This is a genomic window from Lactobacillus sp. B4005 (assembly GCF_026536045.1).
Classification (GTDB): domain Bacteria; phylum Bacillota; class Bacilli; order Lactobacillales; family Lactobacillaceae; genus Lactobacillus; species Lactobacillus panisapium.
Genome location: NZ_JAFNOZ010000004.1, coordinates 1 through 15,723 on the forward strand (window position 1 = coordinate 1; position 15,723 = coordinate 15,723).

Genomic DNA, 15,723 nt, shown 5'->3' on the forward strand with positions numbered 1-15,723 from the left:
AAAAGGACTAACTCCGCTTGAATATCGGAAGTTAGTCCTCAGCTAGCAGCTAATACAAAGTGTCCTAATTTTGGGGTTCATATCATCATTATCGTCAGTCTTTTTTTATTTATTATTGAATTACACGCTTAGCAATGCACGGATAAAAGTAAGAACTAAGCGTTTGTAACACTACTCCCGTATCTGGTGTTGAGGCGTGGATATATTGATTATTGCCAATATAAATACCAACATGATACGGTGCATCAACTGAGCCCCAGTATAATAGGTCACCTGGCTGTAACTGATCCATGGCAACGGTCGTTCCAACCTTAACTTGATCAGTTGTCACACGTGGTAATTGAACACCTGCAACCTTGTTATAAATTGACTGGACCAGGCCCGAGCAATCATAATTATCAGGGCCATTACCACCCCAGGCATAACCTTTGCCCAATTGCGACTTAGCCAAATTAACAACGGCTTGCGCACGTTGAGCTGCACTACCTGTTGCGGCTGGGACTGTTGCAGTTGGCAACTTGCTTGGAGCCGGTTTTGGTGTCTTGTTATTACTTGTGGCACTAACTGGCTTAGGCGTTTCCTGCTTATTCGGTTTTGGCTTTGCGGCCTGAGCCTGATTCATTGGTTGCTTCTTTTGCTTTTTAGCTTTCTTGGCCTTTTTCTTTGGCTTTGCGGCTATCTGCTCGGTTGCAGCCTGATTAGCTGATTCTTCATCATCCAAATCCTCGGTATAGCGCGCCTCGATCCATTCGTTGTCGCCAATTTTATACCAAAGTTTACCCTTTTTATCGACTGCAGTTTCAGCAACATTCCACTTGCTCTTATTTTTAGCACGGAAATTAATCAGCTGGCCGCCTTGATAATTTGTCCAAATTTTTACCTCTTTACCAGGTAAATAGTTTATTTGAACACGTTTGACCGGAGCTTTTAGTGTTGCCGCATCTACCGTTTTTTGTGGTGCCACCACAGCAACGCCCGTTAATGTGAGAGCTGCCGCAAGACCCATTTTCAAAAAATTACGCTTCATCAAATTCAATCTCCTTTTGGTAGCTAGATGTGGTCATTAATTAGTACTCCACTTTATTTTAGACGCTTAAATTTATTTATCAAGTTACATCCATTAAAATAGGAATAAAAAAACACCTAGATAAATTTCTAAGTGCTTTTGCTTTAGTTATTTAATATTTTCTACAACTAGTTGAGAACACGCTTGGCAACTGAAGGATAAAAATATGAACTAATACTGTCTTTAACAACACCTTGTGCAGGAGTTGCAGCATGAACATATTGATTATCGCCCACGTAAATGCCTACATGATAAGGAGAAGATGCAGAACCCCAGAACAATAAATCACCTGGTTTTAGGTTCTTAAGGGAAACAGTCTTTCCTTGTTTAATTTGTGAATAAGTAGTGCGGGAGATTTCCTTACCGGTAGCCTTACTGAAAACATATTGTGCTAATCCTGAGCAGTCAAATCCGTTAGGTGTATTACCTCCCCATGCGTAAGCCTTACCGACTTCTGCGTTAGCCAAATTAACAACTTTAGCAGCTTGTTTTGAAGAAGATGTAACATTTTTGCCGACCATACCTGCTTGGCTTGCTTTTTTAGCAACATTGTCATCATTTGCATCTACCGTGTAACGGGCCTGAATCCATTGATTTTCACCAATCTCATACCACGTTCTGCCCTTAGTGTCAATTGCCGAGCTGATAACATCAACAACTTTGCCATGCTTAATCCTATTTCCTGTAAAACTAGGGTTGTTGTAATTGTCCCAAACATTGATACCATAGCCAGGAACATAATTAATTTTAACTTTAGTAGTTGCAGCTGCAACTTGGTGAGCCGTGGAATTTGAATTAGTAGCGTTTGCAACCCCTAAGCCAGTAATGGTTAAAGCAGCCGCAGCAGTAAATTTTACCAAATTACTCTTAATCTTCAAAATCAAATTCCTCCCGTGTTACATCTTCAATAGTATTTACACATTTTTTATCTAATAATCTCTATATCACAGTTCTAATTTTACTCGTACTATATTACAAAAATGTTACAGAAGTGATACCAGAAAATAAAAAAAGCCCTTTCAGAACCGGCGTTTCTATATAGGACTAATTAATTATTGCTTTATATGTAAAAAGAAAATTGGTTGAGTTTAAGTAGAGAATAATTATTCAAGCACGCGCTTAGCGGCTGAAGGATAAAAGTAAGTACTGATTGATTGTTTTAACACACCTTGATCGGGAGTTGCGGCGTGAACATATTGATTACCACCAACATAAATACCAACGTGATATGGGGATGTAGCTGATCCCCAGAAAAGAAGATCACCCTTTTTCAATTTCTTCATTGAAACTCTTTTACCAAGTGTAACTTGTGAAAAAGTAGTACGTGGCAAAACTGTTCCACCCGCTGTTTTATAAACATATTGAACCAAGCCTGAGCAATCAAAAGCCGACGGACCATTTGCACCATAAACGTAACCTTTGCCTACTTGTTTTTTAGCTAGCTTAACAACAGCATCACGCTTCTTGGATACTGAACTGGCATCAACATCAGTTGTAGTAGCTGCTGTAACTGTAGTTACAGTGGCAATGCCAGTAAAAAATAGTGATATAAATGTAACTAACTTGATTAAACTATGTCTGTGTCCCAAAACTAATCTCTTTCTCCTTCTCAAGATTTCTTTTTACTTTGCCGAGCACAATCTTTTGATTTCCCTTAATTTGTACCTGACAATCTATATGGTACTCACCAAATGTTACACATTCATGTCAAATGAGCTACAAAACGTTAAGATTTTTTTTAAAAACACAGTCCAACCAGTAGTAATATTTAAACGCTTAACAAACTACTTACGATAGCATCAAGCTTCTTCTCGGTTTTACTCCAATTATCATTCACTATAATATGTGCATCTGCCTTTAGTTTTTCTGGTAAAGTATTTAATTCGCTACCGCTCAAGCGCTCCGCAATCTTGGCAGGATCATCCCCTCTCTTTAACAGCCGTTCCTTTAGTTCCTTTTTCGAACTAGTCGTTACATATAAGAAATATACCTGGTGATTAATTGCTTTTAGATAAGAGGCTGCACCTTTGATATCAACAATTAATGACACTAGCTGGTGCTCTTCCCATGCCTCTTCCAATGCCTCCTTACTTGAGCCATACTGGTAAGAACCGTATTTAACATGCTCAAAGAAATGCAGCTTGTTAAAACTGGCATCACTTTCAAAATGGTAAGAGGTGTCTGGACTTTCTCCTTGGCGGATTGGTCTAGTAGTATGGGTCAAAACCCGCGGAATGTTGAACTTTTTGGTTAAATATTCAGAAATTGTTGTCTTACCAGCGCCACTGGGGCCAGCAATTAAAATTAATTTTTGCAAAATCCAGGCTTCCTTTACTTGAAAACAGTTTACTTTTATAATAATATCTTTCTATTATAATTAAACACGGGGAAGAGAGGAAGTAAAAAACTAACCATGAAGAAAACTGAAGTAAAAATAGATGACATTCTTAGCGCAAAATCAGAAGAAGAACTTACTAAACCATTTCTAGGTAAAGTAGAAAAAATTTACGAAAATTCTGCCCTGTTGAAGATCATTGACTTTGATGAAGCCGACGAAACAGCTGTTAGCGACTTAAATGAAAAAATTGTTGTTAACTTCAAGAACTTGAAGGCCGCACCTAAACGTAAGATTAAGGAAATTCAAGCTAAGGCTAAAAGTGATGTCAAAGTGGAAAAAATTGCCAAAGCAAAAAAGACCACTGATGACGCTGACAAAGAATCCAAGTAAAAAGTTATTTTTTAAAAAGCAGTGAATAAAATTCACCGCTCTTTTTTTTTGCTTGGTTTTTGCCTAAAATTAAACTAATATCAATAATCATTAATGGAGAAAACAAGTGAAAGAAAAAGCAAGAACCATCTTATTCTGGTTTATTTTAATCCAACCTTTTTTAGACTTATATTGGTTTTATCATGGTACCCTGGCAACTATTTTGCCATTTACATTACCAACTATTATTCGCATTCTAGTAGTTGGTGTCCTGATTTGTCTCTTTTTCAGCCAGAAACAGTCCTGGAAAAAGTTGACAACAAAAAAATGGCTACTAGTTTATTTAGTCTTATTAACGATCTATTCAGCGCTACATTTAATTCATGTTCGCAATTTTACGAGTGTTAATCCCACTAACTACGGCTACTCAAGTAGTGGTGAACTCTTTTACTTAATTCGGATGGTTTTACCGTTAATCGTTCTCTTTTTAACTACTGAGCTCGATTTTGGTGAAAAACAGTTGCGCCAGGTAATTGAAGGCGTCTCTGGCTTGTTTTCGGGGACAATTGTCGTGTCCAACCTATTTGTAATTTCACTCAAATCTTACGAAACGGGAACAATCAGTGCTAATATTTTTGCTTGGTTTTTTAATCCGAATATTGGCTATTCGCACATGGCTTCCAAGGGCTTTTTCAACTTTACCAATATGATTTCGGCCGTTTTATTCATGCTTGTACCGCTAATGGTCTATTATTTATTCACTAACTTTAACTGGTTAACTATTACTCTTAATGTTATCCAAGCATTAGCAATGATTGAAATAGGGACAAAAGTTGCCGCAATTGGCCTTTTAGGTGGCATCTTTATTAGTTTAGTACTATTTATTTTCCATAAATACGTAATTAAAGACGTGCAAAAAGGTGGTCGGCCGTTTTTGGTAGCTGGCTTAATTATGCTGGGCTCACTAGCAATTCTACCTTTTGGGCCAGCTATCCAGCGCTATAATTACGAAATTTATTTAGCCAAGCAATCTGATCACGACCTGAGTTCAGAAAAGCGGGAGTTAGCAGCGGGACTGAAGAAATATCCTACTGGTAAAAAGCGGGAAGACTTCTTACGTGCTTTTATTAAGCAAAACTACCAGGCTTACGCCTTAAATCCCAAATTTGTTTTTCACAGCTACCCATATCAATACGATCCTGAATTTTGGTTAAAAATTATTAATCAGCCCGGGCAAGTCCGCATGGAGAACCGCTATCTTGAAAAGGCAATGCTTAACCAGGTGGTCAAAACTAACAATAATCGGCTGGATAAATATTTCGGCATTTCGTATACGCGCGAAAACAATATTTTTAACTTAGAGCGTGATTTCTCGGCACAAATTTATTCACTTGGCTTCATTGGAATGATCTTGTTTGTGGGACCTTATCTTGCCACAATTTTATACGGGGCTTATAAGTGGCTACGTTTTAAATATGCCCGAACCTACTTAGTCAGTTCGCTTCTTGCGTCCAGTTGTTTTATCCTATTGGCAGCTTTTTCATCTGGCAATGTCATCGACTTTTTAACTGCAAGCTTGATTCTCGCCTTTATTCAAGGCAACTTATTAATTCAGGTACGAAAACCGCAAGAAGTTAATAGTGTAGTTAAAAATGGCAACAAAAAAAGATTGCTCTAGATACACCAAAAACTCTATTTGCTTTACTTTGAGTTTTTTAATCTATGTATAAACTCTGGAGCTAATCTTTTAGAATTATCTTTTAAATAGTCAAAGTAAAATATCTACTTTTACTTCATCGTTTCAGCTAGTGCCTTAAACCATAAGGCACTTTTTTTAATGTAGCGTTTCTGTGTTTTAAAGTCCACATAAAAGAGACCGTAACGTTTATTATAACCATTGGCCCAGGAAAATTGATCCTGTAAAGACCAGACAAAGTAGCCTTGCACATTTACACCTTCTTTGCGAGCCTTAAGGAGTGCTGCAACGTGCTGATCAATAAAATCTATTCTTGGTTCATCATCAATTATGTTATCTGCGCTACTAAAATGGTCTTTATAGCCTAAACCATTTTCAGTAATATAAATTGTCTTACAGTTAGGGTAATCATGACTGACTCTTTTTAGAATATCATACAAGCCTTCTGGATAAATATTCCAATCCCAATCAGTTGTCGGCACGCCTTCTTTTTTAACAGTTTCACCAACACCCTTAAACTTAAAAGAAGACGTCCCCTTATTGCCTGTACCATTAAAATGATTTTCACTTTCACCTTGATAAGCTTTAATAAATTGATTCTGATAATAATTAAGGCCAAAGAAATCATTTTGTGTTGCTGCTTCGGACAAGATATCTAAATCGCCATCTTCAATCTTAAGGTGCGCATTGTTTAACCGGAGAATTTCATTGATTGACTGCATCGTATCATCAGAATAATAACCTAGAAATGTTCCATCTAATAAAAACTTGTTTATAAATGCGTCTTCTAACTTAGCAGCGTGTTTATCCTTTTCATTATTGGAAATTGGGTAAACGGGTTGCAAGACGTGAATTAAACCTATCCGACCAGGCAAACCCAATCTTTTATATAGATTAACAACACGTGCATGTGCTAGCAGTTCATTATGTTGAGCCTGAATTGCACTCGACACGTCAAAATGATGGTTAGGAGGAAAAGTACCAGCGATATATTGGGAATATGCTAGGGAGATCAGTTCATTTATCGTGAACCAATTTTTGATTTCTGAAAATTCTTTAAAACAAAATTCCGCATATTTAACAAAATAGTCAATATTCTTACGATTTAACCAGTCGCCATCATCAAACAGAGTTTTGGGGCTATCGAAATGGTGCAGGCTGACGTAAGGCTCAATGCCATTGTCTAAACATTCTTTGAATAAATTATGATAGTACTCAACACCCTTTTGGTTAACTTTGCCAAAACCCTGAGGAAAAATTCTGGTCCAAGCAATTGAAACACGAATAGCATTTAAACCATACTTTTTGGCTAGACCAATATCTTCTGGGTAACGGTGGTAAAAATCACTAGCAGGATCTGGTGAAAACCTACCCTGTTTTTCAAGATAATCATCCCACATTGTTTTGCCTTTACCATCAATTTTAGTACTTCCTTCCACTTGATAAGCGGCAGTAGCTCCACCCCATACGAAATTTTGGGGTAAACTTTTTACTCTCTTTAATATACTCATTTTAACAATTCTCCTTAATCAGAAATATTGGCAATAATAAGATCTAAGCATTTGTCAGCATGTTGTGTCATGTCAATGTACTGTTTGCCAGTAGTCGTTAACATTTTGGTATTACTTTTGTCACATTCTTTTTGTAGCTCATCTTTCATCGCATTCATTTGTGGTGCCAGAATAACGATATCCATACCTGCTAGCAGGTCATGATGTGCACCAAACGAAGCAGCGGCAACAGAGAGCGGCAATTTGTTTTCAGTTGCTAATTTATTTAAGGCCTTAGCCAAAATACCGCTCGTTCCACCACCTGCACATAAAACTAAAACGTTTAGCGCCTTGCCATCTTTAGTTGCAGAAAGAGGAATCTTACTTGCATCTTCTTTGGAGCTGGTATCCTCATTGCTACTTTGAACAGAATGACTATCTTCATTCTTTACGTTCAAATTACTTGCACTCTTAGCCTCTTCTGCACATTTTTGCGTGTCATAGGCTTTGAAAAAAGGATAATACATAATTGTATCAACTACTAAAAGTAAAATTGCTAGAATAATTGAACCAACAGAAAATCCCGTCCCCATAATCAGACCAAGGGTACCTGGTGTTGTCCAAGGCAAATTGTAAATAAAACCTGGCATATGAAATAGATCAACAAAAATCTTAAATAGCCATACATTAGCTATTGGCGTCAAAATAAATGGGATAAAGAAGACCGGATTTAAAATTAACGGTGCGCCAAATAAAATTGGTTCATTAACGCCAAATAATACCGGAACAGAAGCTGCACGGCCAACTGCCTTTAATTCTTTTGACTTTGACCAAAATGCAAACATTAATGTAATTACTAATGTCGCGCCTGTACCGCCAAGAGTTGCAACGAAATATTGTGTTCCTTGAGCTAAAATCCTGTTAGCACCGGCAATATTGCCTGCTTTCCAGGCTGATAAATTAAGTTCAACATTACTTAAATAAATTGCAGTAACTGCTGGTTCGACAATTGACGGGCCTTGAATTCCAATAAACCAGAAAAAGGCCATTGCACCATAAACAATTGCTAAGCCCAAATAGCCATCTGCCGCAGTAAACAACGGGGATAATATTTGAATAATCCAGGCCGCTAAGTTCGTTCCAGTTGCAGCGCGAAAAGCTAACGAAAAGCCCCAAAATAAGAAGGTACTTATTGCAAATGGAATAATATTTTTGAAGGCGCCAGCAATGTTTTGAGGTACTGCATCAGGTAGCTTGATCGTAATATTATGTTTAAAGCATTGGTAATAAATATTAGGAACAATAAAGGCTACTAAAAAGGCACATATGAGTCCCTTAGTCCCAATCATTGCCACCGCAAAATAAAGATTATTCAGTTTGTCAACCATCGTGTCAACAGCGACTAATATAAATGAAACTTGCGCGGTAAATTGGACACCAACAGTTGGAATTTGACCGGTTTTTGGCAAATTTAAGTTAAAAGAATCGGTCAAGGCCTTAGCAACTGAAGAAGAAGCCATAAGTGCTAAAACTCCCATCGACATGTTATAAAACATATTTAATGCATTTGCGACCTTTGTAGGCCAAGCAAAGTGCCATATTAATGGAACATTGGCAATTAATAAAAAAATACTTGAAAAGATGATTATTGGCATTAATGCTATAAAACCATCTCTAACAGCACGTAAATATTTGTTGGCAGCAACTTTTTGAAAAAAAGGTTGTGCTTTTTCAATTTGCTTAATTACAGCATTCATCATAAAACTTCTTTCTGAATCAGTACTATTACTATTCCTTATTTCTTTGTCTCTCAAGCTGGTTGTTAATATCATTGTATTTTTGATACAAATCAACAAAATATTTAATTTCGTCACGCAAAAGCATTGTTGTCATTAAGGTGTCTTGCCCATGTGACATAATAAAGGTCGTTTCCATTTCCTCACCGTTTGCTTCTGCACTCATTAATTTTGTTTGCGAATTATGGGCATCATTTAAAGAGACATCAGCACTTTTTATTAACTCCTTTGCCTTTTCATAATTACCATTTTTCGCTTCATCTAAAGCATTAATTAAAGCAGTTTTAGCATCACCCGCATATGCAACAATTTCAAACCCTGCCATTGATATTTCTTTTTTTGATACCATTTTTTCTCCTTAAATTACTGTTCTAAAATTTGATGGATGTGAATAACAAAATATGTCTCTTCTGCTTCTGACAATTGGCAATTAAACTCGGCTTTGAACTTTTGAAATATTTCTTGGGTTATCTTAAATGACTTTGGATAAGCCATAATCAAGTCAGTTTGAATTTTCTTGTCAATAGTTTCTTTTCTTACAGGGGGATGCCGAATACGATTAGACAGATACTGAATATGAATTAGTAAGCGTCGAAAACTATTTTTGTTTCTGGCATTTTGATATATGTTGTTATCATCAAGCACATTCATCACAATGCTGATCATCCTTGAATTATTAGATATACGCCGTTTTTTTTTACTTTTCTGAGGTATACCGGTAGGAATCTTACTGTTAATAAAATGTAAGGCTAAGCTTCTAATTTCAGATTTAGGAAAACAAACACCTAATCTATGATTAATGATATTTAGTGCTGCGGATGAGATCTGATATTCCAAGGGATATTCTTTGGCAAAATTAGGAATTTGATTTTCCTGATATTCATTATTCTTAAGTAGACTGTAAGCTCCATTAATATGTTCGCTTAAAGTTAAGTAAATGGAGTCATATACATGAAATTTATAATCTTTCTTGGCTTTATCAATGATTGAAAAAACAACCGCAACAATTTCAACCGGAATATTACGAAACAAATAGTCAAAAGACTCCTTATCTTTTTTATTATTTAAATAAAATATTTTTTGAATTTTACTAGTGTCTATGTTTTTACTTTTCCCCTGACTAAAACCCACACCGTTACCAAAAACGATTGCTTCCTTTCCCTGCTCAGTAACAACTAAAACACTGTTATTATTAAAAATTTTTTTAAGGCGCATCACTTAACTCCTTTTTTAAACAAAAAAAACTACCAGCAATGACCAGTTAAACTACAATTCGTAATTTAACTGATATTGCTAGTAGTTTCGCCTAATTTAATAGTAACAACCCACTTATTTAATTATCTACTTACAAACATAGCACATATCGCTATATTTGTAAACGCTTCATTTTAAGCTTATTTTTCTTTGATGAACGAAGCATCTGGAATTCGAATTAAATAATATTGCGTAGCCGTATGACCAGCATGCAAGCCAAGCCCGTTTTGCCAAACCTTTTTATAAGTCGCCGTATAAGTTGCAACATAAGCACGCTGGTATTTACGGTCCATTTTCTTAAGCTGGCTCTTTTGGTATGGTATCCGTGAAGCATTTAAGTCTAAAGGACTTTTACCATAAGCCACTGTAGCAAAGTCACTCGAAACTTGCGCCTTGTGTCCAGCACGATAATAAGTATAAGTTTGCGTACTAATTTTTTTCTTTTTTGAATTAATCGTCACATAACTTGAATTACCCGAACCAGTATTCATTACTAACGGTTGATACGTGATTTTTGAACTAATTACACTTTTATCTTCTAAATCCGGGTTATCAAGCAATGTTTTATTAAAGAGCCAAATAATGCCGACTAAAAAAACTGCTACTTCGAGCAGATCAATCAAAAAATTAGTCCAGCTAAACTTCTGGTGCTTCTTAATAATCATCGTAATCCGACGCTTACGAATATTTTGAATAATAAAAATGAAATATAAAATGGCAATAACCCACAATAAGATGCCCAGTAGATTCCAGCTAAACATAACTTCCTCCTGTAATAATCTTCATTATATTGTAAAAAGCCCTGCTTGAATAGTGCAAAAAGGTTAATTGCTTATTAAAGTAATGTGCTTACTTTTTTGCTTTAGCTTTAGTCGTCGTCTTTTTGACCGTTTTTTTGGCGGCTACTTTTTTAGTCAGCGTCTTTTTAGCGGCCGGCTTTTTAGCGGCCGGCTTTTTAGTCTTCGCTACAGGTTTAAGCTTCTTGTATTCACGCACCTGACTTAATTTTGCCATAATTGCTTCTACCAGCTTATTAATTACCTCATCTTCATTCTGAGTAATTTCCTCTTCAGTTGCTATTTGATCAATGCGAAAATTAGAGGCATTCAAAAATTCCGACTGCGTTTCAAAGTAAACAAATACCGGATAGTCTTTTTCTTCCTCAAAAAAATTGGTAATTTTTTTATAATTGCTGTATGGCAAGTTGATAATATTGTTTTCTAAGACGAACGTGACCGGTCTTTGCCCCGTTACTTCAAGTGCAACGTGGCTTAAGGAATTATGCTTGATAGCTGCAGCAGTTTCTTTAATCATTTTAGTTGCTAAACTCTTAATTTTGGTTTTGGACTTACTAATATCTGCGTATTTGACAGTTTCTAAATCCTGTAAGTAGTCTTGTTGTTCAATTTTAGTAGTTAAATCAGTTAAGTTAATCTTCAAAATAAAAAAATCCTTTTATAAATTAGTTATCAGTCTTCTATACGATACTCAAATTCAGCGCCAAAAACAATTTATTTTTATTTTTTTAAAAAATAATTTTTAAAGAACATTTGTTTAAAAAAACAAGCGTTAAGAAAATTATGGTCACCCACTTTTACTAAGGTATACCTATTTTAGCGATTTTTTTAATCCGGATAAAATAACGAAATTGTTTCAAAACAGGTTAAAAAAAGAGTTCTTTAATTATTCATGCGAAAACTTCTTTATAGCCACTTTACAAGCGTTTTCACAAAGAATAGAATTACTATTGAAATTAAGAAAATTTTTTATTAAATTTTTCAAACTGAAAGGTAGACAAATATGTCAGAAAAAGTTTATACAGATTATTTCTATAACTCAGACGATTTTGATAAAAACCACGGTATGGGCTACAAAGAACTTCATATTCCTGAAGGTGTTGAAGCTCAACCATTAATTGTTCCACCAGTCTTAGAGCCTGATAAACAAGAAAACAATGATGTCTGGTACACCATTGAATCCCAAGAAGGCGACTTTCAATTCTTACCTGGTAAAAAGACTCATACTTGGGGCTACAATTTCCCAGTCCTTGGTAAGACAATGGTCTTAACTAAAGGGCAACATGTTCACGTAACTTTGAAGAACAGTTTGCCTGAATTAACTACTTATCACTGGCACGGCATGGAGGTTTCAGGCCCTGGCAACGATGGAGCTTGCCACTCACCTGTATACCCTGGAGAAGAAAAGCACATTGACTTCACAGTTAACCAACCTGCAGCTCTCACTTGGTTACATGCTCACCCATGTCCATCTACTGCCATGCAGGTTTGGATGGGTCTTGCAATGGGTGTTGTTGTAACTGATGCTAACGAAGCACAATTACCAATTCCTAAGACTTATGGTAAAGATGAATTCCCAATTATTTTGCAAGACCGGATTTTCCATGAAGATAACCAATTTGATTACAAGGCAGATTACAATGCAATGGGTATCTTCGGCGATACGCCAGTTATTAACGGTGTGGTTCGTCCTTACGTAGATGTCACTACCCAAAAAGTTCGGTTGATTTTCTTAGGTGGATCTAACCGGCGTGAATGGCGTCTGCACTTTAGTGATGATTTGGTAATGACCCAAATCGGTGGGGATGATTCATTCTTAGAGCATCCAGTTAAGATGACTAAGGTTTTAATCGGACCTGGTGAGCGTCAACAAGTTGTGGTTGACTTCAGTAACTACAAGGAAGGCGACGTTGTTAACCTTTACACTGATGACTTTAAGTTGGTTGAATTCAGAATTCACAAGTATGAAAAAGATGACAGTGTAATTCCTGACACCTTATTCAAACCATATGATCCTGTTGTTAACCCTAATTCACCAGTTCCTCACGTAACGATGGACAACCACAACATGATTAACGGCAAGCTATTCTCCATGCAAAGAATTGACATGAAGCAAGAGTTAATGACTGCTGAATACTGGGATGTAACTAACACTAATGATAAGGTTAACGGTATGCTCCACCCATTCCATATTCACGGTGCGCACTTCCTTGTTGTTTCACGTAACGGTAAAGACCCATATCCAAACGAGCAAGGTGTCTACAAAGATACTGTTGAAGTTGCCCCACAAGAAACTGTTCGTTTGAAGGTTTACTTCCAAAACACAGGTGTGTTCATGTACCACTGCCACATTATCGAACACGAAGATGCTGGTATGATGGCGCAAATCCAAATCGTTGATCCTAAGGATCCAGACAAGAAGTATGACTTAATGGACATGGAAACTTTGACTAAGGCATTTGCTGAAGAAAAAGGTATTCCAATGGACGAAGTTTACTGCCCAGGAATGGATGTTGAAGGTATGGACGTTAAGGGTGAAGATCACTCAATGGACGCACTTTCAGGCGCTAGCCACCATTAATTAAAACTTAAACTTAAACAAAGTAAAAAAACGCTCAAGTAAGAGCGTTTTTTTCTTTTACCTATTTTATCCTAAGCAAATCACTAAAAATCAGTTAAATTTAGAGACATTGTGAAAAACAGCTTTGCTTTTTTTCTATAGCCTATGTTTAAATAGCATTATGAAAAAGAATAGAAGCAAGAACCTAGTGTTCCTGTTGCTCGGCGTATTTCTTTTAGGATTAGCCTTTGCAGTCTTTAACTCAAATGATTTCAAGGACAAATACGACTGGGTAACATTAAAGTCAGCCCAAAAATTGGATGTACCACTAGAAAATCAGTATCCTGAGCTGCCTAACGGCTGTGAAGTTACTTCCTTGTCAATGCTGCTGCAATATTACGGCATCAAAGTAACTAAACTTGATCTATCAGAAAATATTAAGCATGTTGCTTCTTTTTCCAGCGACGGACAGTTTCGGGGTAATCCTCATGTGGGGTTTGTTGGTTATATGAGCCAAGCAAACGCCGGCTGGTGTGTTTATAACGAGCCGCTTGAACAAGTAGCCCGCAAATACACTAACCGCATTCAGAATTTCTCAGGACACGACTTCATCCAAGTCATGAAATTGGTATCTGATGGTCATCCGGTTTTGATTATCACAACACTCAAGTTCGATCATGTCAACGACATGCAAACTTGGCAAACCAAAGAAGGAGAAGTAAATGTCACTCCTTCATCACATGCCTGCGTAATTACTGGTTACAACAAGAAAAAACACCAAGTTCTGGTTAACGATCCATTTGGTCATAAAAACAAAGTGGTTTCTTGGTACAACTTGGAGAGAAGCTATAATCAGCAAGGTAAACAGGCGCTATATCTTAATTAAGTCAGCTATTTTACAAGATAGCGGCTTTTTTAGTGCACAAAAAAAGCAGATTCACTTAAGAATCTGCTTTTTCCAAATCGAGGCTTGTTAAAAAACAAGTGACTACTTCTGTTCACATCAGGTTGGTCAACAGCCAACACTTCCCGTGTCTGCCAGCTAAGGCGGGCGTCCTCATCCAAATACGCATCTCGCGTTTTTGTCGACTCGTATTACTTATTATACGTACTTTTATTCTGCTTGTAAAATTTTTTTATTCTGAAAAATATTTCTACAAACATGCTTGATAGTAACATCCCTAAGGCGATTGAGCCTGTAACGATAATCACACGTAAAGCCGAGTCACTTGCCCCGTTAATATTTCCGGCGGTTAACTCACGCACAGCCTGGTATGCGGGAACTCCCGGTACTAAAGGGACAATGGCCGGGATATAAAAGACAGTTGCCGGACACTTTTTTATTCGGGCAAAGACAATTCCTAAAATGCCAATCGCAAATGAACCCAGCAGATTAGACAATAGCCGGCCCATTGAGGCCTCCATCGCTAACCAGTAAATAATCCAGCTAATGACCCCACTAATTCCCGCCAGGTTAAGCACGCGGCGCGGAACATTAATAGTTAGGGCAAAGCCGGCTGAGGCAAGATAGGCAAAAATGATGTTAATAATTAATTCTAACCAAAATGGCATTTTATGCTCCTAAAAATTTCAAAATAATCCCAACGCCGCCGCCAAGGGCAAAGGCGGTTAACATTGCTTCACAAATCTTGCCCATTCCTGATAACAAGTCGCCCTTAAACAAATCACGCAAGGCATTAGTTAATGCTAAGCCTGGAACCAATGGCATCAAAGCCCCGGTAAGAATATTATCAATAATCATTGCGGGAAACAGACGAACTAACCCTACCGTGACAATCGTCATAATCATTGCTGCCACCAATTCAGCTAAATATTTGACTTTTGTAAAGCGTTTAAAATAATAAAACGAAACAAAGCCGATAGCACCAACTACTGCCGCAGCCGGAAAATCAACCCAATCATAGTTGTCCATAAACATTACCATTAGCGTTGCACTTAAAATGCCGGCGCCAATTGTTTGTAACCATAATGGAAAAACTGGAAATCCACCGTGAGCGATTTTAAATACTTGGCTTTTAACTTGGCGTAAGGTAATTTCACGCGCTGCAAAAGCCCGTGACAGCGAATTAATCCGATCAACCAACTCTAGGTTAATATTCCGCTCATGAACCAAAATGCTTTGGCAATAGTTGCCGTGATCGATACTCATAAAGATCCCCGTTGGCATTACAAACACCCGCGGGTCCGGCTCGCCAGCGCTTTTAGCAATGCGCACCATCGTGTCTTCGACCCGGTACATCTCACTGCCGCCTTCAATCATTAACTGGCCTGCTGTCAGGCAAGTATCAAGCAATTCTTGGTAAAATAATTTATCTTTCTGTCCAGGCATAATTTCC

At 37.2% G+C, this 15,723-nt stretch carries 16 protein-coding genes; 4 read left to right on the plus strand and 12 right to left on the minus strand.

What is annotated here, in order from left to right; genetic code table 11:
- Positions 1-112: 112 nt before the first annotated feature.
- The 4 genes from J3U73_RS08115 to J3U73_RS08130 form a co-directional block, all read right to left on the minus strand.
- A complete protein-coding gene (locus J3U73_RS08115; protein WP_267410116.1) occupies positions 113-1,027 on the minus strand; it encodes a C40 family peptidase in 915 nt (304 codons plus the stop codon).
- A 167-nt stretch (positions 1,028-1,194) separates the two neighbouring features.
- A complete protein-coding gene (locus tag J3U73_RS08120; RefSeq protein WP_220268530.1) occupies positions 1,195-1,944 on the minus strand; it encodes a C40 family peptidase in 750 nt (249 codons plus the stop codon).
- A gap of 225 nt (positions 1,945-2,169) precedes the next feature.
- Positions 2,170-2,655: a C40 family peptidase gene (locus tag J3U73_RS08125; protein WP_220268531.1), complete on the minus strand. Its 486-nt coding sequence runs from the start codon at positions 2,653-2,655 to the stop codon at positions 2,170-2,172.
- A 179-nt stretch (positions 2,656-2,834) separates the two neighbouring features.
- Positions 2,835-3,383, minus strand: a complete 549-nt coding sequence (locus J3U73_RS08130; protein ID WP_267410118.1) for a guanylate kinase — start codon at positions 3,381-3,383, stop codon at positions 2,835-2,837.
- A gap of 96 nt (positions 3,384-3,479) precedes the next feature.
- Here J3U73_RS08130 and J3U73_RS08135 point away from each other — a divergent pair, with 96 nt between their 5' ends.
- Both J3U73_RS08135 and J3U73_RS08140 read left to right on the plus strand, forming a co-directional pair.
- Entirely contained in the window at positions 3,480-3,794 is a 315-nt protein-coding gene (locus tag J3U73_RS08135) for a DUF2187 domain-containing protein (RefSeq protein WP_103752944.1), read from the plus strand.
- 106 nt (positions 3,795-3,900) lie between these two features.
- Positions 3,901-5,451, plus strand: coding sequence for an O-antigen ligase family protein (locus J3U73_RS08140; protein ID WP_267410120.1), 1,551 nt, complete (start codon positions 3,901-3,903; stop codon positions 5,449-5,451).
- Positions 5,452-5,561: 110 nt separating this feature from the next.
- On the opposite strand, the gene lacG is transcribed toward J3U73_RS08140, so the two are convergent.
- The 6 genes from lacG to J3U73_RS08170 all read right to left on the minus strand — a co-directional run bounded on the left by lacG (position 5,562) and on the right by J3U73_RS08170 (position 11,449).
- On the minus strand, positions 5,562-6,980 hold the full coding sequence (lacG, locus tag J3U73_RS08145; protein ID WP_267410121.1) for a 6-phospho-beta-galactosidase: 1,419 nt from the start codon (positions 6,978-6,980) through the stop codon (positions 5,562-5,564).
- A gap of 14 nt (positions 6,981-6,994) precedes the next feature.
- Positions 6,995-8,716, minus strand: coding sequence for a PTS lactose transporter subunit IIBC (locus J3U73_RS08150; RefSeq protein ID WP_220269718.1), 1,722 nt, complete (start codon positions 8,714-8,716; stop codon positions 6,995-6,997).
- Positions 8,717-8,747: 31 nt separating this feature from the next.
- The gene (locus tag J3U73_RS08155) at positions 8,748-9,104 is read right to left on the minus strand and encodes a PTS lactose/cellobiose transporter subunit IIA (protein ID WP_220268536.1); all 357 of its coding nucleotides are present in this window, start codon (positions 9,102-9,104) and stop codon (positions 8,748-8,750) included.
- A gap of 14 nt (positions 9,105-9,118) precedes the next feature.
- Positions 9,119-9,970 carry a PRD domain-containing protein gene (locus tag J3U73_RS08160; RefSeq protein ID WP_267410122.1) on the minus strand — a complete coding sequence of 284 codons (852 nt, stop codon included), beginning with the start codon at positions 9,968-9,970 and terminating at the stop codon, positions 9,119-9,121.
- 179 nt (positions 9,971-10,149) lie between these two features.
- Positions 10,150-10,770, minus strand: coding sequence for an LVIS_2131 family protein (locus J3U73_RS08165; RefSeq protein ID WP_220268538.1), 621 nt, complete (start codon positions 10,768-10,770; stop codon positions 10,150-10,152).
- Between the two features lie 88 nt (positions 10,771-10,858).
- The gene (locus tag J3U73_RS08170) at positions 10,859-11,449 is read right to left on the minus strand and encodes a hypothetical protein (RefSeq protein WP_267410123.1); all 591 of its coding nucleotides are present in this window, start codon (positions 11,447-11,449) and stop codon (positions 10,859-10,861) included.
- 360 nt (positions 11,450-11,809) lie between these two features.
- Between J3U73_RS08170 and J3U73_RS08175 the strand changes: the two genes are divergently transcribed.
- Both J3U73_RS08175 and J3U73_RS08180 read left to right on the plus strand, forming a co-directional pair.
- Positions 11,810-13,387, plus strand: coding sequence for a multicopper oxidase family protein (locus J3U73_RS08175; RefSeq protein ID WP_220268540.1), 1,578 nt, complete (start codon positions 11,810-11,812; stop codon positions 13,385-13,387).
- A gap of 160 nt (positions 13,388-13,547) precedes the next feature.
- Positions 13,548-14,252 carry a C39 family peptidase gene (locus J3U73_RS08180; protein ID WP_220268541.1) on the plus strand — a complete coding sequence of 235 codons (705 nt, stop codon included), beginning with the start codon at positions 13,548-13,550 and terminating at the stop codon, positions 14,250-14,252.
- A gap of 209 nt (positions 14,253-14,461) precedes the next feature.
- Here J3U73_RS08180 and J3U73_RS08185 read toward each other — a convergent pair whose 3' ends face one another.
- Together J3U73_RS08185 and J3U73_RS08190 are read right to left on the minus strand one after the other, a co-directional pair.
- Positions 14,462-14,938 (minus strand): threonine/serine exporter family protein, encoded by a 477-nt coding sequence (locus J3U73_RS08185; RefSeq protein ID WP_103752951.1) that lies wholly within the window; start codon positions 14,936-14,938, stop codon positions 14,462-14,464.
- Position 14,939: 1 nt separating this feature from the next.
- Positions 14,940-15,716 (minus strand): threonine/serine exporter family protein, encoded by a 777-nt coding sequence (locus J3U73_RS08190; protein WP_103752952.1) that lies wholly within the window; start codon positions 15,714-15,716, stop codon positions 14,940-14,942.
- Positions 15,717-15,723: the final 7 nt, after the last annotated feature.

Excerpts from the sequence above, each read along its gene's own strand:
- J3U73_RS08115 (WP_267410116.1), bottom strand. The coding sequence starts at position 1,027 with ATGAAGCGTAATTTTTTGAAAATGGGTCTTGCGGCAGCTCTCACATTA.
- J3U73_RS08135 (WP_103752944.1), top strand. The coding sequence starts at position 3,480 with ATGAAGAAAACTGAAGTAAAAATAGATGACATTCTTAGCGCAAAATCA.
- lacG (WP_267410121.1), bottom strand. The coding sequence starts at position 6,980 with ATGAGTATATTAAAGAGAGTAAAAAGTTTACCCCAAAATTTCGTATGG.
- J3U73_RS08150 (WP_220269718.1), bottom strand. The coding sequence starts at position 8,716 with ATGAATGCTGTAATTAAGCAAATTGAAAAAGCACAACCTTTTTTTCAA.
- J3U73_RS08155 (WP_220268536.1), bottom strand. The coding sequence starts at position 9,104 with ATGGTATCAAAAAAAGAAATATCAATGGCAGGGTTTGAAATTGTTGCA.
- J3U73_RS08160 (WP_267410122.1), bottom strand. The coding sequence starts at position 9,970 with ATGCGCCTTAAAAAAATTTTTAATAATAACAGTGTTTTAGTTGTTACT.
- J3U73_RS08165 (WP_220268538.1), bottom strand. The coding sequence starts at position 10,770 with ATGTTTAGCTGGAATCTACTGGGCATCTTATTGTGGGTTATTGCCATT.
- J3U73_RS08175 (WP_220268540.1), top strand. The coding sequence starts at position 11,810 with ATGTCAGAAAAAGTTTATACAGATTATTTCTATAACTCAGACGATTTT.
- J3U73_RS08180 (WP_220268541.1), top strand. The coding sequence starts at position 13,548 with ATGAAAAAGAATAGAAGCAAGAACCTAGTGTTCCTGTTGCTCGGCGTA.
- J3U73_RS08185 (WP_103752951.1), bottom strand. The coding sequence starts at position 14,938 with ATGCCATTTTGGTTAGAATTAATTATTAACATCATTTTTGCCTATCTT.
- J3U73_RS08190 (WP_103752952.1), bottom strand. The coding sequence starts at position 15,716 with ATGCCTGGACAGAAAGATAAATTATTTTACCAAGAATTGCTTGATACT.